This window comes from Stenotrophomonas maltophilia group sp. RY12688 (assembly GCF_052149045.1).
Lineage (GTDB): Bacteria > Pseudomonadota > Gammaproteobacteria > Xanthomonadales > Xanthomonadaceae > Stenotrophomonas > Stenotrophomonas sepilia.
The window spans coordinates 1,865,679-1,887,320 of the sequence record NZ_CP197389.1 but is presented as its reverse complement, the minus strand read 5'-3'; the positions used below and the strand labels follow the sequence as shown (position 1 = coordinate 1,887,320).

Genomic DNA, 21,642 nt, shown 5'->3' with positions numbered 1-21,642 from the left:
GGGACGTGGGAGGGGGCGACATTCTAGCGCCCCCGCCTCGGGCAGGGTCGAACGGCCGCTTGAAGTATCATAAGGCCCTCCCCCGCCCGCGATACGCCCCCGCAACATGTCACGGCCTTCCGGCGCTCCGCCCGCCACCAACGATCCCGCCTCGCCGTCCTGCACCACGCTGGACTGCCTGCACTGCTCGGTTCGCCACCTTGCGGTGTGCTCGGCGCTGTCGCCCGATGAAGTGCAGGCGCTGGAACAGGTCACCGTTTCGCAGCAGGTCAGCATGGGCAGCACGCTGGCCCGCACGGGTGAAGAACGCGACCATGTCTATACATTGACTGCCGGCGCACTGCGCCTGGTACGCACCCTGGCCGACGGCCGCCGCCAGATCAACGGCTTCGTGCTGCCCGGCGACTACCTGGGCCTGAGCGGCAGCGACCATCACCGCTACGACATCGAAGCCATCGCCGACAGCCGTGTCTGCCGCGTCGCGCTGCCACAGATGAAGGCGCTCCGCAGCCGCTTCCCGCACCTGGAGCGCAAGCTGCTGCAGCGTGCCTGCCAGGAACTGGATGCCGCGCAGGACGCTGCACTGGCGCTGGCACGCCTGCAGCCGGCCGAGAAGCTGGCTGATTTCCTGCTGCGCCTGGCCGCGCGTGAAGCCAGGCTGGGCGGCGACGGCCTGCGCGTGTCGCTGCCGATGGGCCGAGGCGACATCGCCGACCATCTGGGTCTGACCATGGAAACGGTCAGCCGCACCTTCACCAAGCTGCGCCAGCAAGGGCTGATTGCCCTGCCCCACCTGAACGTAGTGGAGATCCTCGACGAGGACGGGCTGCGCACGCTGGCCGGTGAAGGGTTGATCTGACCGCACTGCGGTTGCTGGGATTGCCGGCCAGCGGCCGGCAATCCCATCCATCTCCGATCAACGCAACAACACCTCGCGCAACGCCGCGTAATCGGCGGCCAACGGTTCGGCGTGCGCCGCCCGTTGCAACAACGCATCCAATGCCGGTGGCACGGCCACAGGTTCGCCGATCAACGGCTCGACCACGGCCTCGAACTTGGCCGGATGCGCGGTGGCCACCACCGCCCAGTCGCCCTTGGCACCACGTGCGCGCAGGTCCTGCAGCACCTTCACCGCCGTAGCCGTATGCGGGCAGAACAGCTCGCCACTGCTGGCATGGGCCGCCGCAATCGTCGCGCGGATGGTCACATCATCCACCGCGAACGCACGCAGTGCAGCGCGCAGCTCCGCATCATCTCCCCGGTAAAGCCAGCGCAGGCGTTCGAAGTTGCTTGGCGCACCCACGTCCATTGCATTGGCCACGGTCGCCACGCTGGCCTGCGGGTGGTACTCGCCACCGTTGAAGTACGCCGGCAATACGGCGTTGGCATTGGTGGCCAGCACGATCTGTCCGATCGGCACGCCCAGCGCGCGCGCCAGCACTGCGGCCATTGCGTTGCCCAGGTTGCCGGTCGGTACCACCAGGTTGAGCCGGCGACGATGCAACGCGTAGTGGCTCAGTGCCGTATGTGCGTAGTAGCTCATCTGCGGCAGCAGGCGACCGAGGCTGATGCTGTTGGCCGAGCTCAGCGGCACCTGTGCCTGCAGTTCGCGGTCGGCCAGCGCCTGCTTGACCATGGCCTGGCAGTCGTCGAAGGCACCGGCCACGCGCAGCGCCTGGATGTTGTCACCGAAGCAGCCGAGCTGGTGCGCCTGGCGCGGTGACACGCGGCCATCCGGATACAGCACCACCACGCGTACGCCTGGCTGGCGATGGAAGGCCGCGGCAACGGCGGCGCCGGTATCGCCAGAGGTGGCGACGACGATGGTCAGGTCACGGTCCTTGCCGGCCTGCAGCCGCGACAGCGTACCGGCCAGGAAACGCGCACCAATGTCCTTGAACGCCGCCGTCGGCCCATGGAACAGTTCCAGCACGTGGTCACCGTCGCCGAGCGCACGCAGCGGCACCGGGAAGTCGAACGCCTCGCGGCAGATCGACGGTAATCCGGCCTCCAGCGCATCTCCGGCGAAGAACGGTGCCAGCAGGTCTGCAGCGGTATCGGCCAGGGTCGCACCGGCTTCCAGCTCACGTGGCGCCGGCAGTACCTGGGGCACGTACAGGCCACCATCGGGCGCCAAGCCTGCAGCGATGGCCGCACTGAGGCCAACGGCCGGGGACCGGCCGCGGGTCGAAACGAATTGCATGGGTTCAGTATCCAAAGAGGGAGAAGGATTCAGCACAGCCGGGCTCCGGGCGCATCCAGCGGCGACACCCAGGCATCGCTGTCGAAGCCGGCAGCAGCGAATGCCGCCTGCACCGGCGCCGCGGCAGCGTGGGCCTGGTCGGCATCTTCGAACCAGGCGAACACGCTGGGGCCGGCACCGGAGATGCCTGCGCCCATTGCACGGGCTGACAACGCCGCATCACGAGCCGCCTCGAAGCCGCCGATCAGTCCCGCCCGTCGCGGCTCCACCAGCACATCGCGCAGGCCAGCGCGGACCAGCGCCGCGTCGCTGCGATGGCAGCCGCTGAGCACCAGCGCAAGATTCGCACTCTGCGCTACGAATTCACCCAGCGCATAGCTGCCTTGCAGCGCCTGGCGTGCCAGACGGGTTTCCAGCACCGCGTGCGGGTGCACCAGCAGGCTGTGCCAACTGGCTGGCACAGGGATCGGCAGCAGGCGGTCGGCCGTGCACAACGCCAGCCCGCCGAGCAGCAGCGGCCCCACGTTGTCACCATGGCGGCCCCCACTGGCCACGGCCTCGCCGTCCAGCGCAAACGGGTACAGCGCCTCGCGCGCGAGTGGCGCATCCAGCAATGCGTTGGCAGCAACCAGCGCAGCGACGCACGACGCTGCCGAGCCGCCCATGCCGGAGCCGAATGGAATGCCCTTGTCGATCTCCACCGCGAAGCCGAAGTCCAGGTCCAGCCCTGCGCGCAGCGACATCAACGCCGCACCTGCCGTGTTTCCGGCCGCCTCCAGCGGAAGTTCGACCGCACTGCCACGGATCGCCTCGATGCGCACCACCGGCTCATCGATACGCCGCACGCTCACCGTATCGCCAACGCCTGCAATGGCATGCCCCAGAATGTCGAAGCCCACCGCCACATTGGCCACCGAGGCGGGCGCAAATGCACGTGCGATCACAGGCGTGCTCCCTCGCCAGCGGCTACCCGCAGCAGGTCGGCGAACACGCCCGCCGCCGTCACTTCCGGTCCAGCGCCCGGTCCCTGCACCACCAGCGGGTTGTCGCAGTAGCGGCGGGTACGGAACTGCACCACGTTGTCGGTCAGCCGCAGGTTGGCGAAGGCATGGTCGGCCGGCAGTTCCTGCAGGCCCACCGAGGCGCCGTCGGTGCCCAGCCGTGCCACGTAGCGCAGCACCGCGCCACGCGCCCGCGCATCCTGCAGGCGCAGCAGCAAGCTGGCGTCGGACTCGCCCAGCCGCGCCATGAAGTCATCCACGCTGCCGTCGCGCAGCAGTGCCGGCACCAGGCTTTCCACCTGTACCTGTTCCAGGCTGAGCGCGTGACCGGCCTCGCGTGCAAGGATCACCAGCTTGCGTGCCACGTCCACACCGGACAGATCATCGCGCGGGTCCGGCTCGGTATAGCCCATTGACCGCGCCTGCGCGACCAGCTGCGAGAACGGCTGGCTGCCATCGAAGCGGTTGAACAGCCAGGCCAGCGTGCCGGAGAAGATGCCCTCGATGGTCAGCACCTCGTCACCGGTATCGACCAGATCGCGCAGCGTGGTGATCACCGGCAGGCCCGCGCCCACCGTGGCCTCGTAGCGGAAGCGCGCACCACTGGCCGCTGCGGCGGCGCGGATGCGCTGGTAGCGCGGCAGCGGCCCGGCGCCCGCCTGTTTGTTCGGGGTGACCACATGGATGCCTGCCGCCAGCCAGCCCTCGTAGCGTTCGGCCACCTCGGCACTGCCACTGCAGTCGATCACCACCGCATGCGGCAGGTGCGCAGCCAGCAGGTGCTCGGTGAAACGATCAAGATCGCTGGATTCACCCGCGTCCCGCAGGGCCTCGCGCCAGTCCGCGTGCAGGCCGTCCACTTCCAGGCGCATGCGCGAACGCGAGGCCAGCGCACGCAGGCGAAGATCCACATTGGCCTTGGCCAGCAGCTGCGGGCGCGCGGCCAGCAACTGGTCCAGCAGTGCGGCGCCAACGTTGCCGGGCCCGATCACACCGACCGCGAAGGTCTGCGGCGACAGCCAGAAGCCTGCATGCGCCGCGCGCAGCGCACGGGTGGCATCGGCGCTATCCACGGCGACCGAGATGTTGCGCTCGGACGAGCCCTGCGCAATCGCCAGGATGTTCACCTGCGCACGCCCCAGTGCCTCGAACAGGCGCGCCGCCACACCTGGCTGCCCGGCCATGCCGTCACCGACCGCGGCCAGTACGCTGACGCCCTCACTGACCTGTACGCGCTGCACCTGTCCCGCTGACAACTCGTGCGCAAATGCGTGCAGCAGTGCATCACGGCCACGGCCGGCTTCGGCAGCACGCACCACGCAGCAGATTGAATGTTCCGAGGAACCCTGCGAGATCATCACCACCGACACCTGCGCCTGGCGCAGCGCGGCAAACACGCGCTCGGCGGTACCCGGCACGCCGATCAGGCCGGTGCCTTCCAGGTTCAGCAGGGCCAGCCCGGGACTCAGGGTCAGGCCCTTCACCGGCCCGCGCGGCGAGCGCTCGGCGCTGATCCGCGTCCCCGGATGCGCCGGCTGGAACGTATTGCGGATGAAGATCGGCAGGCCGAGGCGGATCGCCGGCGACATCGTCTGCGGGTGCACCACCTTGGCGCCGAAGTACGCCAGTTCGCAGGCCTCGTCGTAGCTCAGCGCTTCCAGCTGCACCGCCTCGGGCACCAGCCGTGGGTCCGCCGACAGCACGCCATCGACATCGGTCCAGATGTGCAGCTCGTCAGCGTTGAACAGCGCGGCAAAGATCGCACCGGAATAGTCGCTGCCGTTGCGGCCGAGGGTGGTAATGCGGTCATCGCGATCGCGTGCGACGAATCCGGTGGCAACCAGGCGCGACTGCGGATGCTGCAGGCGCCACTTGGCCAGGCGGTCGGCACTGGCTTCCCAGTCGACATCCACGCCGAGTTCGCCATGCCCGACCACCAGCACATCGCGCGCGTCGAGTACCGCGCAGTCTTCGCCCAGCGCCCGCAGATGCGTGCCGAGCAGCTGTGCGGAAAACACTTCGCCCAAGCCCTGCACACGGTCCAGCACCTCGCGCGGCAGCTCGCCGATCACCGCCAGCGCGGCCAGCACTTCGGCCAACTGATCGAAGCGGGCGTCGATCCATTCGACCGTCTCGCCCACCTGCTCGCCCAGCAGCGCCACGGCAGCGCCGCGATGGCGTGCGCGCAGGGCATGCCAGGCCTCACGCCAGCCTTGATCGCCCTTGGCCGCCAGCTGGGCCAGTTCGATCAGCGCGTCGGTGACGCCCTTCATCGCCGAGACGACAGTGACCTGCAGCGATTCAGGACGGGCCAGCAGCAGGCCGCCCACATGGCGATAGCGTTCGGCATCGGCCACCGAGGTGCCGCCGAACTTGTGCACGACGGTGAACGGGGCAGCCAGGTCGGCCGGGGCAACGGAATGAGCGGGAGCGTGGGAAGACATGCAGACCTCGGTAGGAGGCCCCGTCGCATGCAGGTGTCGAGTTTCCCCGCCACCTGTAGGGTGCGGGGCCGTGGTTTTCGGGAGTTACACGAAGACGACGGGCCGCACCAGGGCAGTGGTGACGGTGGTGGTGGTAATGGTGGTGATGGTCGCGACCGGCGCAGTCGAACGGCCCGCAATGGCGGGGGCGATCAGGCTGGCGTGGGCGGCATCAAGGACCATGGCGCACAGAAAACACCGTGCGCCCTGCCGCTGTCAAGTGCTGCGATGCAAAAAACCGATGCAGCGATCATCGGCCAACGTGCCGACATTTGGTTGCAACTGAGACAAAGCCGGCATCAGCACGCTTGACGACTGCATTCAGCCGGCATGTTCGGCAATCGCCCGTGGTGTGCGATGCGCATGCGCGCACAGCATCACGCCAGCCACCAGGAACACGATTGCCAGCGCTTCCAGCAGCGAGGGCCAGCGCTGCTGCCATGCAAAGGCGTACAGCAGCGCGAACAGGGTCTCGAACACGATCATCTGGCCAGTCAGGGTCAGTGGCAGCAGGCGGCTGGCACGGTTCCAGAATGCGTTGCCGAGGATCGAGGCCACCACTGCCACGCCGGCGCTGATCGCCCAGAACCCGCTCCATTGCGCCGCCGTATGGCTGCCGGTGTGCCCGATGAAGGCCATCGGCACCAGCAGCAGGGCCAGGCCGCCGGTGGTGACGCCGGTCAGCAGCGACCAGTCATGGCTGGACAGGTCCGGCCTGCGCGCCAGCCAGCGGCTGTTGCCGATCGAGTACAGCGCCCACGAGAACAGCGCACCGAACGCGCACAGCAGCCCGATCAGGCGCTGCCGCCACGGGGTGGCCAGGTGCTCGGACATCAGCGCTTCCCAACCCACCAGGGCGACCCCCAGCACGCACAGCCCCAGTGCCGGCAGCAGCTGTTTCAGTGGTACAGCGCCCTGCTCGCGCACGCCAACGAGGGTGACCACCACCGGAATCAGGCCGACGATCAGCGATGCTGCAGCGCCACCGGCCCACTGCACGGCGGTCGCCAGCAGCAGGAAATACACCAGGTTGCCTGCCAGGCTCAGCCACAGCAGGCCGATCCATTCGGCACGGCCCAGCCGCGGTGCCAGCCGCTTCCATCGCGGCAGCAGCAGGGCGACTGCCATCAGGCCATAGACCAGGTAGCGGCCGGCGGACAGTTGCAACGCATTGAACGACTGAAGCACGGCAGGCGCGAGAAAGACCACGCCCCACAGTGCGCCAGCGGCCACGCCATTGGCGATGCCCACGGCCATCGGGTTGTTGCGCATTCGGGTTGTCCGGGCGGATGGAACGGGCCGCGCAGTGTAAGCGCTGGCCGCTGGGCGCTCTTGACCCAGGCTGCTGCCTTGTCACCTCTGTAGAGCCGAGCCAATGCTCGGCTGCGATTCACCGTTGTGCAGACAAGGGCAGCCGAGCGTGGGCTCGGCTCTACAGATCAGCCGACACCCCTGCGCCACGCAGCGGGGGTCTGGCCACATTCGCGGCGCAGCGCACGGGTCAGTGCACTCTGTTCGGAATAGCCTGCGGCCAGTGCGATATCGCTGATCGGCGCGGCGGTAGTGCGCAGCTGATGCTTGGCCCAACGCAAGCGGCACGCGCTGAGCCAGGCCTGCGGGCTCAGCCCGAACTCGCGCTGGAACAATGTGTGCAACCGGCTCTCGCTGACACCGACAACTCCGGCCATCCGGGCAACCGGCCAGGCCCGGCCGGGATCGGCCTGCACCGCCGCGCACAGGCCCTGCATGCGCGCGCCACTGCCCGCCGGTGCAAATACCTGCAGCAACTGCGGCAGCAACGCCGGCATCGGCTGCCCTGCCTGCACGGCGGCCAGGCGCTGCCGCAACGCCAGCGGCAGATGCAGCCAGCGCTGGCGGCACAGATGCTCCTGCGTGCCGTCATCCAGCACGCCTGGAGGACAATCAACGATCACGAAACCATTGGGGCCGTCCGCCATCTGGTCATGTGCTTCGCCGGCGGCGACAAATGCCCCCTGCAGCAGGTCCAGCCGGCCGCCGCGCCCTTCCATCTCGAACTGCAGTTCCCCCTGCAGCGGCAGCACCCACTGCGCGTAGTCATGGCGGTCCAGGCCGGTGGCCTGCCCGTAGTGCCGCAGATGGAAGATGGCGCCCATCCGGGCAGTGTGCGCGTGTAACAACGGCCGTGCAAACCGCTGCTATAGTCGATCCGTCATCCAACGCAGGGAGTGCAGGTCATGACCCATCAGCAGCTGTCCCTGGTGCTTGCCACCAGCCTCGGCCTGGCGCTCACCGCCTCGGCCTCCGCGCAGGAACGTACGCCACCGGCCCCGCACTGCATGGACGCGGTCGGCGTCCAGGAAGTGGAGCAGGCTTCATCGCGTTCAATCGCTCTGCGAGCCGCCTCGGGCCAGGCCTATCGGATCGACTTCAGCGAAGAGTGCCCCGGCGTCCGCGGTGCCACCACGCTGAAACTTGAAGCACCCGCCGGCTGGGCCTGCGGTCGCCCCAGCGAGCGTGTGGTGGTCGATGGCCGCAGCTGCGCGATCAGCGCGGTGACCCCCGTGCAGGATCGCGACTACGCCAGCGTGGCCCGCGACAGCGACCGCCTGCGCATGGCCACCCTGCCCGCTCTGACCATCCGCGAGCGCAGGGACATCCGCCGCAGTTTCGGTGGTTCGCCGTCGTACTGCTTTGCCACGCGCAACGTGCGCGCGTGGTCGTCCGACCCGCAGGGCATGCTGGTGGAGACCAATCCGCATCGCAATGGGGGGCACCGCTACTATCGCGTGGAGCTTGGCAGCCACTGCCGCCAGCTCGACCGTGCGCCACAGCTGAGCTTCCACTCCGGCATGCAGAACGGCCTGATCTGTGGCAATCCGGGCGATCGCATCCTCACCGCCGGATTCGAGAATGGTGACCTGCGCAACGACGCGCTGGCGCCGCTGCCGCAGTACACCCGCGGCGGCTGCACGATCCAGGCGGTCTATCCGGCTTCCAGCCAGGCGTCGAACTAACCGTCGACGCCGAGGAACGCGAACGGTGCGCTGGGCACGAAGTGGCCCAGCGCGTCGCCGGAAAAGGTATTGCGCTGGTCCGGACCGAGATCGAGCTTGAGCACCTTGCCGCCGAAATCCACCTTGTTGAGGTCGACCCAGAACGTGTTCGGGGTCAATGCCGATTCGAAGAAGTACAAGCGCCGCTTGTGGTCGGCGACGGTACGCCAGCGCGTGGAGGAGATGTTCGGCTCGCCCGGCGTGGTAATGCCGTAGGGCACCGACGTATTGCGGATCACGCTGAACACGCTGGCCAGCGCCACCACCGGGTCTTCGGACTTGGGAATGGCGTTGATGTAGAACGAGGCGCGCGCGAAACGGTCGGCTGAGCGGTTGGTACCCGGCAGCATCACCGTGCCGCCGATCTGCTGCCAGTAGCTGTTGAGTGCCAGCTGCTGCTCGAAGATCGGTGAATTGGTCATCACCTGGTAGCGCCGGTCATGGTGGATCACCTGGCGACCGCCGATGTATTCGACGATGGCACTGTCGCCACTGGCATCTGACAGCGACAGGTGCAGCGTGGCCTGGCGGTCTTCGCCCGGCACCTTGTCGGTGACGATCGAGTACGGCTCGCGCTGCAGCGCCGCGACCGCCTCGTCGACGGTGGCGAAGTTGTCCAGCACATACTGCGCCCATAGTGAGATGGCCAGGCCCGGCTTGTTGCCGCGCTGCTTCGGATACTCCGATTCGACCAGCCACAGCAGGTTGGCCACTAGGCCCTTCTCGTTCATGCCATCGGTGGTCGATACGTCATAGCCGGTGGCCACCACCGAGCCGTAGCGCGCCGTCCAGGCCAGCGACTTCGGCCCGGCCTGGCCAGTGCGCGCGATGCCGCGCGGCAGCACGTAGAGGTTGGTCGCCACATCGACCTTCCAGTCCATCGAGCGCGCGGTGATCACATCACCGTTGTCGCCCAGGTAGACCGCGCGCGTGCAGGCCAGCGCGGGTGCCACTGCGGCGGCCAGCGCGACCGCCAGCAGTGCCCTTTCCTTCCACTTCATCCGTGCCATGTCGTTGCGCTCCTTTCCCCGTGATCCGTGGATATGACCCGATTCAGGGTGACACAGCGGTGAAGCCCCGGCGAACCAGGCGATCGTGCAGCCAGAAACCTGCAAGCATGGCCGGCACGAACCAAAGCGCTTCGCGCGATCCCACCGCCAGCCCGGCGATGGCAGGGCCCGGGCAATAGCCTGCCCAACCCCAACCCATTCCGAACAATGCCGCGCCCAGCACCAGGCGTACATCGACACCGCGCGCAGCGGGCAGTTGGAAGCGCGTTGCGCATGACGGCCGCGGGCGCCGCAGCACCCAGCGCTGGCCGACCGCGCTGACCAGCAGTGCCGAGGCCAGCACCCAGGCCAAGGTGGGATCGAAATCGCCGGCGATGTCGAGGAAACCGAGGATGCGGCGCGGATCGGTCATGCCGGCCAGCGCCAGGCCCGCGCCGAACAGCGCCCCTGCCGCGCCGGCGGCCACCATCATGCGGCTCATGCGAAGCCCCCGCCATGACGGATCAGGAATGTAGTCAGCATTGCGCAGGCCATGAATACCAGCACCGCCAGCAGCGACCGCATTGAGCCGCGGGCCATGCCGCACACTCCATGACCACTGGTGCAGCCGTTGCCCAACCGCGTACCGAATCCGACCAGCAGGCCGGCGCCAACCAGCTGCCACGCCGGCAAGGCGTCACGCAACAGGTCGCGGGGCGCTTGATCTGGCACGGCCTGCCAGCACAGCACACCCCCTGCAGCGGCAAGCAGGCCGAGCAGGAATGCCCAGCGCCAGCCTCGATCGCCGGGCGTTGCGCGCACGCTGCCAGCGGCGATGCCGCTGATGCCGGCTACCCGGCCCGTGGTTGCCAGCAAGACCACCGCCGCCGCACCGATCAACGCGCCCCCCGCGACGGCGGCCCACGGCACGGTCATGACCTGCCTCCAGTTGTCGCGTTCATTCGCTTGCCTTTTGAATTAGCTTTTTCTAAATTAGCGTCTTCTAAAGCAAAAGGTCAACCATGGCCCGAATCGAGCTCGACAGTGCCGCGATGGCCGAGCATGCCGCCCAGGCCGCGGCGCTGCTCAAAAGCCTGGCCCATCCTGCACGGCTGCGCGTGCTGTGCCGGCTGGTCGAAGGCGAGGCGCCAGTACCGGAACTGCAGGCACTGACCGGGCTCAGCGCATCAGCGCTGTCCCAGCATCTGGCGGTGCTGCGCGGACTTGGCATCGTCTCGACCCGGCGCGAAGCGCAGTCGATCCACTACCGGGTAGTGGAAGGGCCGGCGCTGGGCGTATTGCAGGCGTTGCACGCGGCGTACTGCGGAAGTGCAGCGCGCTGAACCTTCCACGCAGGTTCAACCTGCGTGCAGCACCGGTTGCACGACCTGATCGAGCAGATCCACCGGGGTCGGCGCCGACAGGTCACCATGCAACGCGCGGGTGAAACCTGACCAGTCGCTGGAAGACAGTTGCCGCAGCAGCGCCTCCTCCACCGGCAACGCGCGCATCGACCAGTACGGAAACTGGCGCTGGCCAAGGCGGCCACGCGCCAGTTCGATGATGTCGATATGGCTACCGGCCTGCAGGATCCGTTCGTACACCGAATCGATACCATCCGGCGGCCCTTCGATGTACTGCAGGAATCGCCCGCCGTCATGCAGCAGCACACCGGTCACGCCCGCCATCTTGTTGAAACGGGCTGCATCATCGACCAGCGCCCGCAGCCGTTCAGCGGAAAGATCCGGCAGCGCCTGGCTGACGTAGGCGATGGCACGCAGTGGCATGGCGCTTCCTTGACAAGATGTACACCCACGGTAGCAGCTGCGGACGAGTCCGTCTCGGTGCCCGCAGGTGTTCCCTGAAGAATTCAGGTAGCGGCCGCCGGCAGCCCCTCTGTGCGCCTCGGCAACCGGGCTTCGAACACCACCTGACCGGCTTCATTGCGCGCTGCGATGTGCCCGCCGTGCGCGCGCACGAACTGATCGACGATATACAGGCCCAACCCCAGGCCATTGCTGGGATGGAAGCTGGCCTTGAACGGCTCGAACAGGCGCGGCAGCAGCGCGTCGTCGATCCGTCCCGCGTTGCTCACCCGCAGCAGCACGCTGCGCGGATCACGGCCGTCCACCTCCACCCTCGCCTCACCGCCATGGGTGAGCGCATTGCCGATCAGGTTGGCGGCAACCTGTCCCAGCCGATCCAGATCACCCTGCAGGCGGGTATCGCCCAGCATATCCAGATGCACCCGTGCGTGGCCGTGGGCGCTGCCCGCTTCGGCCACCACCGCACGCGTGACCTCGGCAAGATCACAGGCGCTGGCCTGCAGGCGCAGCCCGCCGCTGCGGATCCGCGAAAAGTCCAGCAGCTGCTCGACCATGCGCGCCATGCGCAGCGTGCTGGCTTCCAGGTGCTTCAGGGTCTGCTGCGCGCCGTCATTGCCCGCAGGAAGCTCCAGCGCCAGCTTGTCGGCACACAGCAGGATCGCCGACAGCGGCGTGCGCAGATCATGGGTGAGCACCGCCGCCATCGTCTCGTTGAGCTTGAGCGAGCGCTCCAGCGCCTCGTTGCGCGCCTTCAGCAGCTGCCGCTGCTGGTACAGCTCGATGAAGACATTGACCTTGCTCAGGATCACCTGCGGCGCCACCGGCTTGTGCAGGAAGTCGACCGCGCCGGTTTCGTAGCCCTTGAACGCGCGCAGCGGGTCGTCCGGCGAGGCGGTCAGGAAGATGATCGGCACATCCCGGCTGCGGTGTGATCCGCGCATCAGCTCGGCCAGGGTGAAGCCATCGATCTCCGGCATGTGCACGTCCAGCAGCGCCAGCGCCACCTCATGCTCGAGCAGCAGTTCCAGCGCCTGCGCGCCCGAGCCCGCCAGCAGCAGGTTCACGCCTTCGCGCTGCAGCAGCGCCTGCATGGCCACCAGGTTCTGCGGCACGTCATCGACGATCAGCAGGTTGACCGGGGTCTGCGACTGCGCAGGGTCCGGCGGCAACAGGTTCATGCAAACAGCTCCTTCAGGCGACGGCACATCAGTTCGAGGGGCAGCACGGCATCGGCGCCGGCGTGCTGCAGGGCGGAGGCCGGCATCATCGATGCCTCAGCCTCCTCGGGACATTGCAGCCAGGCGCGGCCGCCGGCGGCGCGCACCGCGGCCACCCCTTCACTACCATCGCTGCTGGCACCGGTCAGCAGCAGGGCCAGCACCTGCGCGCCGAACACGGCCGCAGCCGACTCGAACAATGGATCGATGGCCGGGCGCGAAAACAGCACCGGCGCGTCCACCGACAACGCCAGCGAACCGGCGTCTTCCACCAGCAGGTGATAGTCCGGTGGCGCAAAGGTCACCGTGCCAGGCTGCAGCGGCTGCTTGTCTTCGGCCTCGCGCACCGGCAGCGCACAGTACGGCGCCAGCACTTCGGCGATGCGGCTGCTGCGATCGCGCGGAAGGTGCAGCACGGCCAGCACCGGCGCCGGCAGAGCCGCAGGCAGCGCGCCGAGCACCGCCTGCAGCGCCGCAACCCCACCCGCCGAGGCCCCGATCACCAGCACGGCCGGTCGTGTCGGCAGTGCCATCAGGCAACCTTCCGGTACAGGCGATGCTCCCGCGAGCAGGTCTCGAATGCGCCGTGGTGGCGCCCGAACTGCAGCGACTCCTTGCTGCCCAGGCCAAGGAAGCCGCGATGCACCAGCGCTTCACGGAACAGGCCCACCGCGCGGTCCTGCAGATCGCGGTTGAAATAGATCAGCACATTGCGGCACGACACCAGATGCACCTCGGAGAACACGGTGTCGGTGGCCAGGCTGTGGTCGGCGAACACCACGTTGCGGCGCAGCTGGCGATCGAACACCGCGCCATCGTAGGCCGTGGCGTAGTAGTCGGACAGCGAGGCGGTGCCACCGGCCGCCAGGTAGTTCCGGCTGAACTGGGCCATTCGGTCGATGCCATAGGCGCCGGCCTCGGCGGTGGCCAGGGCTGCCGGATTGATGTCGGTGGCGTAGACGATGCTGCGCTCCAGCAGGCCTTCCTCGTGCAACAGGATCGCCAGCGACCACACTTCCTCGCCGGTACTGCAACCGGCCACCCACAGCTTCACCGACGGGTAGGTGCGCAGCACCGGCACCACCTGCTCGCGCAGCTCGCGGAAATAGGCCGGGTCACGGAACATCTCCGAGACCTGCACGGTGAAGAACTGCATCGCCTGCGCGAACAGGTCCGGCTCGTGCAGCAGGCGGTGCTGCAGGTCGGCCAGCCGCTCGCACTCATAGCGCTGCATGGCCTGGCGGATCCGCCGGCGCAGCGACGACACCGCATAACTGCGGAAATCGTAGTGGTAGCGCTGGTAAAGCGCTTCCAGCAGCACCTTCAGCTCCAGGTCGAACAGGGCCTGCTCGTTCATTGCCGCGAGCACCAGACCCGGCACAGCGAGACCAGCTTGTCGACGTCGATGGGTTTGGCGATGTAGTCGTTGGCGCCGGCCTGCAGGCAGCGCTCACGGTCGTCCGGCATGGCCTTGGCGGTCAGCGCGATGATCGGCAGGTCCTGCAGGTGGCGCTGCGCGCGGATTTCGCGCATCGCAGCAAGGCCATCCTTCTCCGGCATCATGATGTCCATCAGCACCAGGTCGACCTCGCGCTCGGCCAGGCGATCCACCGCTTCCTGGCCATTGCGCGCGATCTCCAGCGTGACGCCGAGGGGTTCGAGCACGCTGGACAGTGCGAAGATGTTGCGAACGTCGTCCTCGGCCAGCAGCACCGTCCGACCGTCGAGCACGGTGTCGCGACGGCGGGCCTCGCGCAGCAGGCGCTGCTGGTCGCTGGGCAGGCTGGCCTCCACGCTGTGCAGGAACAGGGTCACCTCGTCCAGCAGGCGCTCGGGCGAACGCGCGCCCTTGATGATGATGCTCTTGGAATAGCGGCGCAGTCGCTGCTCTTCCTCGCGACTGAGTGCGCGGCCGGTATAGACGATCACCGGCGGGAAACCGACATCGTCGTTGCCGGCCATGTGCTCGAGCAGGTCGTAGCCGCTCCCGTCGGGCAGCGACAGGTCCATCACCATGCAGTCGAACGTGACCGTACTGAGCTGTTCCAGTGCGCTGGCCAGGGTGCCTACAGCGACGATCTGCAGCTGGTCGCGGCCCAGCAACAGTTCCAGGTTGTGGCGCAGCTCGTTGTCGTCCTCCACGATCAGCAGCCGCCGCATGTCGCGCTGGCTGGTCTGTTCCAGCTGTTCGATCGCCGTCACCAGCCGCTCGCGCGTGGTCGGCTTGATCGCGAAACCGATCGCGCCCAGCTCGCGCGCCACCTGGCTGCGGTCCGTGGCCGAGACCACATGCACCGGGATGTGGCGGGTGTCCGGGTTGCGCTTCAGGCGTTCCAGCACGCTCAGGCCCGACACGTCCGGCAGGCCGATATCGAGCAGGATGCCGTTCGGGCGCAGTTCACTGGCCAGGGCCAGCGCCTCTTCCGCCGTGCCCGCTACCACGCAGTCGAAGTCCAGTTCATGGGCCAGCGCCACCAGTGCTTCGGCGAACGTGGCATCGTCCTCGACCGCCAGGATCAGGCGCCCGGCGCGCTGGCGGCGACCGCGGTCGTCGGCTACGCCGGCCATCGCAGTAACCGGCGCTGCTGCGGTCGCAGCGCGTACGGGCGCGGCCGGCAGCACGGCCGGCGCCGTCGGCGGCGCTGCCACGGGGACATCGGCAGCGACGGCTGCGCTCGCCGCGGGCGCTCCCTGCAGCGGCAGCTCCAGGATGAAGCAGCTGCCGCGCCCGGGCTCACTGTCGACCTGGATGCCGCCGCCCATGCGCTCGGCCAGATCGCGCGAGATCGACAGGCCCAGGCCGGTACCGCCGTAGCGACGGCGGGTGCTGCCATCGGCCTGGCGGAACGCTTCGAAGATGACATCCAGCTGCTCGCGGGCAATGCCGATGCCGGTGTCACAGACCTCGAACCGGATGCGGCCGTTGCCGCCGGCACGCACGTGCAGGCTGACCTTGCCATGCTCGGTGAACTTCACCGCGTTGGCCAGCAGGTTCTTCAGGATCTGCTGCAGCCGCTGGCTGTCAACCACCATCTGGGTCGGTGCCAGGGCGTCGGCTTCGATCTGCAGGGCCAGGCCCTTCTGCCGCGCCATCGGCTCGAAGGTCTCGCGCAGGCGCTGCAGCGCGCTCTCGACCACCACCACTTCATCGGACAGTTCGACATGGCCGGCCTCGATGCGCGACAGGTCGAGGATGTCGTTGATCAGCGCGAGCAGGTCGTTGTTGGACGACAGGATCGCTCGCGCGTACTTCACCTGTTCCTCGGTCAGCGTGCCGTCCTTGTTGTCGGCCAGCAGCTTGGCCAGGATCAGCGAGCTGTTCAGCGGCGTGCGCAGCTCATGCGACATGTTGGCCAGGAACTCGGACTTGTAGCGCGAGGTCGCCGCCAGCTCGTTGCTGTTGCGCACCAGCTGGCTCTGCGCAACCAGCAGTGCCTGCTTCTGCGCCTCCAGCTCGTGGGTGCGCTCTTCCAGCTGCACGTTGCTCTGTTCCAGCTCAGCCTGCTGTTCTTCCAGGTGGCTCTGCGACTGCAACAGGCTGCGGCTCTGCTCTTCCAGTTCCTCGTTGGCCACGCGCAGCTCTTCCTGCTGGGCCTGCAGCTCCTCGCCCTGGCGCTGCGACTCTTCCAGCAGAACCACCAGCTGCGCACGCAGCAGCGATGCGCGCAGTGCCATGCCGATGGTGTCGGCGCAGCGCTCCAGCAGCTCGCGATCCAGGTCACGCTGTTCACCCGCCCGCGCGCGGCCCAGCTCGATGACACCGACCACCGCACCATCGCTGCTGATCGGCGCCAGGATGCGCTCGCGCACCGGCAGCCGGCCCAGGCTGGTCTGCAGTTCGAGCACGGCAGCATCTTCGCCGTGCAGGTGGCGGATGCGTTCGTCCCGGGCAACCTGCCCGGCCAGTCCTTCGTGCAGGGCCAGCGAGGCCGGCGTCCCAGAGGGCAGCGCCACGCCACCGGTCAGCTGCAGCCGGCCGCCGTCCAGGCGATAGACCGCACCGACCTCTGCATCCAGCTGCCCGGCCAGGCTTACTGCTGCCGCCTCGGCGATCTGCTCCGGCCCGAGGTCACCGCGCAGGCTCATCGCCACCGCGTTCTCGGCCTCCTGCAGCCAGAGCGCGCGCATCGCCTGGCGCCGGGCCTGGATCGCGCGCGACACGATCAGTGCGATCATCAGGAAGGCGCAGCCACCGACGGTACGGTTGACAAGCGAGAAGGACGAATTGTTGCTGGCTGGCGCAACGTTGAAGCCGATCACCAGCAGGACACAGGCGATCACCGCGACCACGAACGGCGCGCGTGCACTGCGCTGGAACACCGTCACGCCGACCGCGAGGAAGTAGGCCAGCCATACCGCGTAGCCGAGCGGGACGACCAGTTCCAACGCGATGGTCGCGGCCAGCAGCACGGCGGACGTCATCCAGATCCAGCGGTCACGCGTAGTCGCACCAGGACGCATGCAGGTCGGTTCCAGAAGGCAAAGGGTGGAAGATGGTACTCCGTGTCGCATTCAGCCGCACAGGACAAATGGCACGTGTCAGGTGTGCACGCATCCTTCACACTTGAGTGCCTAGCTTCACGTCCCTCACAGGGGTAACACTTATTTACACTTGGACGCAGCCGCCTCTACTACGTCCGTGCTGACGGACCCTTCCCGACAACTGCGACTGCTGATCGACAGCGTGCGCGACCATGCGCTGTACCTGCTTGATCCTGAAGGCATCGTGTGCAGCTGGAACCCGGGCGCCGAACGTATCAAAGGCTATTCAGCCGATGAAGTGGTGGGAACGCACTTCAGCCGCTTCTACCTGGCCGCCGACCGCGAGGCCGGTGAACCGAAGCGCCTGCTTCGCGTGGCAGCGCAGCAGGGTCATGCCGCCAGTGAGGGCTGGCGCGTTCGCCGCGATGGCTCGTCGTTCCGCGCCAGCGTGGTCATCGAACCGGTCGTGGAAGCCGGCGAACTGCTCGGCTTCGTCAAGATCACCCGTGACATCACCGAGCAGTGGCAGGCGCAGCGGCTGCTGCGCGATGCCCAGCGTGCGCTGCGCAATACGCAGCAGTTCGAGACGGTCGGCCGGCTCACTCGCGGCCTCTCACATGAGTTCAACAACCTGCTGACCACCATCGGCAACGCCCTTGACCTGCTGTCGCTGCGTGTCAGCAGTGACGATGCACGCGCAGCCGAGCTGCTGGATGCCGCGCAGGCAGCCACCGACCGCGGCGCGCTGCTGACCCGCCAGCTGCTGGCCTTCAGCACCGGCCAGACCCTGATCCGGGAATCGGTGGACATCAATGCGCTGGTACGACAGTGGCTGCCGGACCTGCAACGCGCCTGCCCGCCCACGGTGGTACTGGAAGCCCATCTCACCCCGGGCCTGCCGCTGGTGAGCACCGATGCGATGCAGCTCCAGACCGCCCTGGCGAACCTGGTGGCCAATGCCGTGGAGGCCACCGCCGATGGCGGCCGCATCCTGATCGGCACCGCGTTGGAACATCGCCTCGACCCGGATGCGGACACCACGCTGCAACGCGGCTATGTCACCCTCAGCGTCTGCGACGAAGGCCACGGCATGGCCGCCGACATCGCCGAGCGGGCCAGCGAGCCCTTCTTCACCACCAAGGACATCGGCAAGGGCAGCGGCCTGGGCCTGAGCCAGGTGTTCGGATTCACTACCCAGAGCGGCGGCTTCGTCGATGTGTCCACCACGCCCGGTGTCGGCACCACGGTCAGCCTGCTGCTCCCCGCAACCGAGGATGCAACCCATGACCGATGACCCGATCCGCGTACTGATGGTGGAGGACCAGAACGATCTGCGCGAGATGATCGGCATGGCCCTGCGCGATTTCGGCATCGAGGTGTCCACCACCGCCGACGGGCATGAAGCCGCTGCGTTGCTGAAGGGCGACGCACGCTTCGACGTGGTGTTCAGCGATGTCAGCATGCCCAATGGCATGTCCGGCATCGAGCTCAGCGAGCACGTCGCGCGTGAGCAGCCGCATGCACGCATGATCCTGTCCTCCGGCTATGCGCGTTCGCAGCTGCCGCCGCTTCCTGAGCAGGTGGAGTTCCTGCCCAAGCCCTATCGCTTGCGCCAGCTGGTTGAACTGCTCAAGCAGGACTGAAGGCGTACCGGCCTGCGTGGCCATGCTCAGCGCCGGGCCCGCTGCATGAACAGCAGCGCCGGCGTGGATGCAGTGTCCACCGGCTCGAAGCCGAGGGACCGGTACAACGCAACTGCGGCGGCATTGTCCCGATAGACCCGCAAGGTCAGCCGTTCAACGGCATCAGACTGGAACGCCTGCTCGATCAGCGCGTGTACCAACCTCCGCCCGAGACCGCAGCCCCGTGCCTGCGGGGCAACCACCAGACGGCCCAGATGCATCGTACCCGGCTCGGTGCACCAGGCCTGGCCGAAACCCACGCGCATGCCGTTTTCTGCCAGCAGCAGCCATCCCGGGCGTTCGCGCAGCTGCAATACCTGCTCGAACTGCTCGGGTCGCAGTGGATAGGACACGCCCGGTCCGGCCCAGCGCCGCGTGGCTGCGGCCGAATCCAGCCACCCGGCGATGAGCGCGTAGTCCTGGGGTTGCACGGGCTGCAGGCGGTGGTCCATGGCGGGCGGATCGCGTGGCGAGGCGCCAGCATATCCGAGTGGCCTCGCGGGCAGCGTGCGGACGTGGCGCCGCAAACAGGGGGACCCCGGCCCGATTCGGACGGGCGACCTTGCCTTAGGAGGGGGCGACGGGGCCAAGAGTATCAAGGGGTCCGGTGGCATCCGTGCCAATCGTGTGCCAAAACAGGGCCTGCGGCAGGCGCTTACGCCCTTGGAAGGGCCGCGCGGGGCCCACATTCCCGGCGCGTCATCAGTCGCTTCGACTTGGGCGTTGCGACACCAGCGGGCGGACTCGACCCCGCCCGTGTGTTCAGCTCTGCACTTCGGCCCGGAAGGCAATCTCAATGAGCTGCTCCGGGAACGCCAGCGCCGAGACCCCAATCAGGTTGCTGGCAACCTGCGGCACCGGCTGACCGTACATGGCCGGCCGGACCTTGCCGCTGGCCGCGAACGCGGCCGGAACGTCGATAACGAACAGCGTTTCCTCGACCACGTCAGCCAGCGACCCACCCAACTCTGCCAGCAGCACCTGCGCGTTCTCGTAGGTGCGCCTCATCTGGGCTTCCATGGTGTCGAAGTTGGCGGGCTTGCCATTCGCCCCCAGCTCTGCGGGTGCGACCAACTGCCGCTCCGGTGTATGGGACAGCTGTCCGGACACGAAAATCGTGTTGTTGACGCGGACCGCTTGAACGTACCCGTAAGCGGACTCCCACGGGACTCCGAAGCTGGCGGTCTTGCGATTGCTGGCGCTCATCGTTGCTCTCTCTGGTGAAAGGGCAAGTCCGACGAGCAAGTAACGTCGACCGCCTCCCCGGAACGGGGGATCAGATTCGAGGTCGGGACAGCTGCTCTCTACCTGCCCTCACCCAAGCCTTCATCGGATCTCTCGCCCTTGGCTTGATCTCCTTCGGCGGTCGGCGGGGTTCCAGCGCTTCCTTGATTCGCGCCAGCTCCGCAGTCCCGGCCTCGGCCAGGCGTCGAGCCTGTTGCTGCTGCTCGCGGGGCGGCGGCAGACCAGGCAGTGGCGGAGGCAACTGGATCGGCGTGCTGTCGGTCAGCCGGGCAACGGCCTCACGCAGAGGCAGCTCGGGATTCAGCCGTGCCGCGCACCAGCGCTCGGCGTAGCGCTTCGCCTGTCGGACGTTGGCCGCGCGCACTTCCTTCATCTGCCACATCTTCTGGCCTTCCATCCATCGGACTGGGGCCGGTGCGGGGCTGATCAGGTGCTTGCCCCACGCCCCGGCGCTTCACTTCGCTTTGGTGGGGGGGGCTGTTCCGGCCTGCTGATCGTTCTGATCTGCATCGCTGGCCGGGATAGTGTCCGCAGCTGGGCGGGCCACGAATTCATCCCCATGGAGCGCATTTTGCATTGCGCCGAAGGCTTGGCGGTTGGCTTGCGCACGGTACTCGCGATCAACCCGTCCCATTTCCGCTACGGCGAGGACAACGCCGACGATAATCACGACGGCAATGGTGCTCTTCCAAGGGAAGCCGTCTTTGCGGCGGGGCTTCTTATTCCGCTTCGGCAATTCTTCCATGATCCAGTCCGGCCATACAGGTCAGGGGCTTCAGGGCTATGCTAGCGCCATAGAGCCCACTTGGCACACCTGGGTGGCAACGGCGTACGGTTCGACCAACGCGGCCAAGAGGCCTATGGCCGTCGGGTTGGGGTCTTCGGAGTCACCGCGCTGGTTGAAGCGCGTCCAGTCGGCACGGGCCAACCGTTTGAGTTCCATCCCCACGCTGGAGAGCATGCGGGGCGGCACCCTGCTGTCATGCGCAGAATGCGGCGAGCGCCAAGCCGTCAGCAACGCCCGGCTCATAGCGTGTGAGCACACCATAGGAACCGGCGGCCCATCCCCACAAGCCGCATGAGCCGTCACGCCGCCAGCCGGTGCTCATAGAACCGATGCCGCTTGTCGTCGAACAACCTGACGCCCGTGAGGCGGAGAGAATTCGTGCCGCGAAAGAAGCCGAGCTGACGCACGGAGTACGCATTCTCGCGCGACTGCCGAAGGTCCGCGACTACCTGGAGTGGTATCTGGACTGGTACGAGGCCGAACACCCGACCACGATTTCGAAGGCCAGGAGCGAGGTGAAGCGCTTCATCGAGCGCTTCGGCCACCGGCCGATCGACAGTATCCGGGCGGTCGAGGTGGAGCAGTACAAGCGCGCCAGGCTGCTGGACGACAAGGCGGCAAAGGAAACAGTGGGGAAGGAGATTCGACGGCTGAAGGCGGCGTTCAATCGCCGCGTCGAATGGAAAGAGCTG

22 protein-coding genes and 1 pseudogene are annotated in these 21,642 nt (G+C 67.5%); 5 read left to right on the top strand and 18 right to left on the bottom strand.

What is annotated here, in order from left to right:
- Positions 1–106 precede the first annotated feature (106 nt).
- A complete protein-coding gene (locus tag ACS0OT_RS08950) occupies positions 107–859 on the top strand; it encodes a Crp/Fnr family transcriptional regulator (protein ID WP_005416324.1) in 753 nt (250 codons plus the stop codon).
- A gap of 57 nt (positions 860–916) precedes the next feature.
- On the opposite strand, the gene thrC is transcribed toward ACS0OT_RS08950, so the two are convergent.
- From thrC to ACS0OT_RS08920, 6 genes are all read right to left on the bottom strand, one after another.
- Positions 917–2,203 (bottom strand): threonine synthase, encoded by a 1,287-nt coding sequence (gene thrC / locus ACS0OT_RS08945; protein WP_171956011.1) that lies wholly within the window; start codon positions 2,201–2,203, stop codon positions 917–919.
- A gap of 29 nt (positions 2,204–2,232) precedes the next feature.
- Positions 2,233–3,147: a homoserine kinase gene (locus ACS0OT_RS08940; protein WP_065184999.1), complete on the bottom strand. Its 915-nt coding sequence runs from the start codon at positions 3,145–3,147 to the stop codon at positions 2,233–2,235.
- Complete coding sequence (gene thrA, locus ACS0OT_RS08935; RefSeq protein WP_262089651.1) at positions 3,144–5,648, bottom strand: bifunctional aspartate kinase/homoserine dehydrogenase I; 2,505 nt, start codon at positions 5,646–5,648, stop codon at positions 3,144–3,146. Before thrA ends, ACS0OT_RS08940 begins: the two co-directional genes overlap by 4 nt.
- Positions 5,649–5,732: 84 nt before the next feature.
- Positions 5,733–5,870: a hypothetical protein gene (locus ACS0OT_RS08930; protein ID WP_162911581.1), complete on the bottom strand. Its 138-nt coding sequence runs from the start codon at positions 5,868–5,870 to the stop codon at positions 5,733–5,735.
- Positions 5,871–6,008: 138 nt separating this feature from the next.
- On the bottom strand, positions 6,009–6,959 hold the full coding sequence (locus ACS0OT_RS08925) for a DMT family transporter (RefSeq protein WP_005416320.1): 951 nt from the start codon (positions 6,957–6,959) through the stop codon (positions 6,009–6,011).
- A 167-nt stretch (positions 6,960–7,126) separates the two neighbouring features.
- Positions 7,127–7,822, bottom strand: a complete 696-nt coding sequence (locus tag ACS0OT_RS08920) for a helix-turn-helix transcriptional regulator (RefSeq protein WP_262219606.1) — start codon at positions 7,820–7,822, stop codon at positions 7,127–7,129.
- An 81-nt stretch (positions 7,823–7,903) separates the two neighbouring features.
- On the opposite strand from ACS0OT_RS08920, the gene ACS0OT_RS08915 reads away from it, so the two are divergent.
- On the top strand, positions 7,904–8,683 hold the full coding sequence (locus tag ACS0OT_RS08915; RefSeq protein ID WP_005416318.1) for a DUF6491 family protein: 780 nt from the start codon (positions 7,904–7,906) through the stop codon (positions 8,681–8,683).
- On the opposite strand, the gene ACS0OT_RS08910 is transcribed toward ACS0OT_RS08915, so the two are convergent.
- The 3 genes and pseudogenes from ACS0OT_RS08910 to ACS0OT_RS08900 all read right to left on the bottom strand — a co-directional run.
- Positions 8,680–9,732 (bottom strand): linear amide C-N hydrolase, encoded by a 1,053-nt coding sequence (locus ACS0OT_RS08910; RefSeq protein WP_053499905.1) that lies wholly within the window; start codon positions 9,730–9,732, stop codon positions 8,680–8,682. The genes ACS0OT_RS08915 and ACS0OT_RS08910 overlap by 4 nt on opposite strands.
- 43 nt (positions 9,733–9,775) lie before the next feature.
- Positions 9,776–10,213, bottom strand: coding sequence for a DUF6691 family protein (locus ACS0OT_RS08905; protein ID WP_005416316.1), 438 nt, complete (start codon positions 10,211–10,213; stop codon positions 9,776–9,778).
- Positions 10,210–10,650: pseudogene (locus ACS0OT_RS08900) on the bottom strand (YeeE/YedE family protein); the annotation flags it as partial. The pseudogene ACS0OT_RS08900 and the gene ACS0OT_RS08905, both read right to left, overlap by 4 nt.
- Positions 10,651–10,733: 83 nt before the next feature.
- Between ACS0OT_RS08900 and ACS0OT_RS08895 the strand changes: the two are divergent.
- Positions 10,734–11,054: an ArsR/SmtB family transcription factor gene (locus tag ACS0OT_RS08895; RefSeq protein WP_005416314.1), complete on the top strand. Its 321-nt coding sequence runs from the start codon at positions 10,734–10,736 to the stop codon at positions 11,052–11,054.
- 15 nt (positions 11,055–11,069) lie between these two features.
- Here the strand turns inward: ACS0OT_RS08895 and ACS0OT_RS08890 are convergent, their stop codons facing one another.
- From ACS0OT_RS08890 to ACS0OT_RS08870, 5 genes are all read right to left on the bottom strand, one after another.
- Entirely contained in the window at positions 11,070–11,498 is a 429-nt protein-coding gene (locus ACS0OT_RS08890; RefSeq protein WP_005416313.1) for a BLUF domain-containing protein, read from the bottom strand.
- Between the two features lie 83 nt (positions 11,499–11,581).
- Positions 11,582–12,715 (bottom strand): hybrid sensor histidine kinase/response regulator, encoded by a 1,134-nt coding sequence (locus ACS0OT_RS08885; protein WP_005416312.1) that lies wholly within the window; start codon positions 12,713–12,715, stop codon positions 11,582–11,584.
- Positions 12,712–13,287 carry a chemotaxis protein CheB gene (locus ACS0OT_RS08880; protein ID WP_049413816.1) on the bottom strand — a complete coding sequence of 192 codons (576 nt, stop codon included), beginning with the start codon at positions 13,285–13,287 and terminating at the stop codon, positions 12,712–12,714. The genes ACS0OT_RS08885 and ACS0OT_RS08880 overlap by 4 nt, the downstream gene beginning before the upstream one ends.
- Positions 13,287–14,111, bottom strand: a complete 825-nt coding sequence (locus tag ACS0OT_RS08875) for a CheR family methyltransferase (protein WP_005416310.1) — start codon at positions 14,109–14,111, stop codon at positions 13,287–13,289. Before ACS0OT_RS08875 ends, ACS0OT_RS08880 begins: the two co-directional genes overlap by 1 nt.
- The gene (locus ACS0OT_RS08870) at positions 14,108–17,215 is read right to left on the bottom strand and encodes a response regulator (protein WP_065185011.1); all 3,108 of its coding nucleotides are present in this window, start codon (positions 17,213–17,215) and stop codon (positions 14,108–14,110) included. Before ACS0OT_RS08870 ends, ACS0OT_RS08875 begins: the two co-directional genes overlap by 4 nt.
- Positions 17,216–17,366: 151 nt before the next feature.
- On the opposite strand from ACS0OT_RS08870, the gene ACS0OT_RS08865 reads away from it, so the two are divergent.
- Positions 17,367–18,530, top strand: a complete 1,164-nt coding sequence (locus ACS0OT_RS08865; protein WP_414604548.1) for a two-component system sensor histidine kinase NtrB — start codon at positions 17,367–17,369, stop codon at positions 18,528–18,530.
- On the top strand, positions 18,520–18,879 hold the full coding sequence (locus tag ACS0OT_RS08860) for a response regulator (RefSeq protein ID WP_049413819.1): 360 nt from the start codon (positions 18,520–18,522) through the stop codon (positions 18,877–18,879). Before ACS0OT_RS08865 ends, ACS0OT_RS08860 begins: the two co-directional genes overlap by 11 nt.
- A 26-nt stretch (positions 18,880–18,905) precedes the next feature.
- On the opposite strand, the gene ACS0OT_RS08855 is transcribed toward ACS0OT_RS08860, so the two are convergent.
- From ACS0OT_RS08855 to ACS0OT_RS08840, 4 genes are all read right to left on the bottom strand, one after another.
- Positions 18,906–19,370 carry a GNAT family N-acetyltransferase gene (locus tag ACS0OT_RS08855; protein WP_139727024.1) on the bottom strand — a complete coding sequence of 155 codons (465 nt, stop codon included), beginning with the start codon at positions 19,368–19,370 and terminating at the stop codon, positions 18,906–18,908.
- Between the two features lie 310 nt (positions 19,371–19,680).
- Entirely contained in the window at positions 19,681–20,124 is a 444-nt protein-coding gene (locus ACS0OT_RS08850; RefSeq protein ID WP_262219607.1) for a RidA family protein, read from the bottom strand.
- Positions 20,125–20,194: 70 nt separating this feature from the next.
- The gene (locus tag ACS0OT_RS08845; protein WP_262219608.1) at positions 20,195–20,545 is read right to left on the bottom strand and encodes a hypothetical protein; all 351 of its coding nucleotides are present in this window, start codon (positions 20,543–20,545) and stop codon (positions 20,195–20,197) included.
- A gap of 72 nt (positions 20,546–20,617) precedes the next feature.
- Positions 20,618–20,908, bottom strand: a complete 291-nt coding sequence (locus ACS0OT_RS08840) for a hypothetical protein (protein ID WP_069139924.1) — start codon at positions 20,906–20,908, stop codon at positions 20,618–20,620.
- Between the last annotated feature and the right edge of the window lie 734 nt (positions 20,909–21,642).

Coding starts and splice junctions, on each gene's coding strand:
- ACS0OT_RS08890 (WP_005416313.1), bottom strand. CDS start 11,498: ATGCCACTGCGTGCCATCGCCTACGTCAGCCAGGCGCTGCCGGATCTT.
- ACS0OT_RS08870 (WP_065185011.1), bottom strand. CDS start 17,215: ATGCGTCCTGGTGCGACTACGCGTGACCGCTGGATCTGGATGACGTCC.
- ACS0OT_RS08845 (WP_262219608.1), bottom strand. CDS start 20,545: ATGTGGCAGATGAAGGAAGTGCGCGCGGCCAACGTCCGACAGGCGAAG.
- ACS0OT_RS08920 (WP_262219606.1), bottom strand. CDS start 7,822: ATGGGCGCCATCTTCCATCTGCGGCACTACGGGCAGGCCACCGGCCTG.
- ACS0OT_RS08895 (WP_005416314.1), top strand. CDS start 10,734: ATGGCCCGAATCGAGCTCGACAGTGCCGCGATGGCCGAGCATGCCGCC.
- ACS0OT_RS08880 (WP_049413816.1), bottom strand. CDS start 13,287: ATGGCACTGCCGACACGACCGGCCGTGCTGGTGATCGGGGCCTCGGCG.
- ACS0OT_RS08840 (WP_069139924.1), bottom strand. CDS start 20,908: ATGGAAGAATTGCCGAAGCGGAATAAGAAGCCCCGCCGCAAAGACGGC.
- ACS0OT_RS08950 (WP_005416324.1), top strand. CDS start 107: ATGTCACGGCCTTCCGGCGCTCCGCCCGCCACCAACGATCCCGCCTCG.
- ACS0OT_RS08930 (WP_162911581.1), bottom strand. CDS start 5,870: ATGGTCCTTGATGCCGCCCACGCCAGCCTGATCGCCCCCGCCATTGCG.
- ACS0OT_RS08910 (WP_053499905.1), bottom strand. CDS start 9,732: ATGGCACGGATGAAGTGGAAGGAAAGGGCACTGCTGGCGGTCGCGCTG.
- ACS0OT_RS08925 (WP_005416320.1), bottom strand. CDS start 6,959: ATGCGCAACAACCCGATGGCCGTGGGCATCGCCAATGGCGTGGCCGCT.
- ACS0OT_RS08885 (WP_005416312.1), bottom strand. CDS start 12,715: ATGAACCTGTTGCCGCCGGACCCTGCGCAGTCGCAGACCCCGGTCAAC.
- ACS0OT_RS08855 (WP_139727024.1), bottom strand. CDS start 19,370: ATGGACCACCGCCTGCAGCCCGTGCAACCCCAGGACTACGCGCTCATC.
- ACS0OT_RS08850 (WP_262219607.1), bottom strand. CDS start 20,124: ATGAGCGCCAGCAATCGCAAGACCGCCAGCTTCGGAGTCCCGTGGGAG.
- ACS0OT_RS08875 (WP_005416310.1), bottom strand. CDS start 14,111: ATGAACGAGCAGGCCCTGTTCGACCTGGAGCTGAAGGTGCTGCTGGAA.
- thrC (WP_171956011.1), bottom strand. CDS start 2,203: ATGCAATTCGTTTCGACCCGCGGCCGGTCCCCGGCCGTTGGCCTCAGT.
- ACS0OT_RS08905 (WP_005416316.1), bottom strand. CDS start 10,213: ATGAGCCGCATGATGGTGGCCGCCGGCGCGGCAGGGGCGCTGTTCGGC.
- thrA (WP_262089651.1), bottom strand. CDS start 5,648: ATGTCTTCCCACGCTCCCGCTCATTCCGTTGCCCCGGCCGACCTGGCT.
- ACS0OT_RS08915 (WP_005416318.1), top strand. CDS start 7,904: ATGACCCATCAGCAGCTGTCCCTGGTGCTTGCCACCAGCCTCGGCCTG.
- ACS0OT_RS08860 (WP_049413819.1), top strand. CDS start 18,520: ATGACCGATGACCCGATCCGCGTACTGATGGTGGAGGACCAGAACGAT.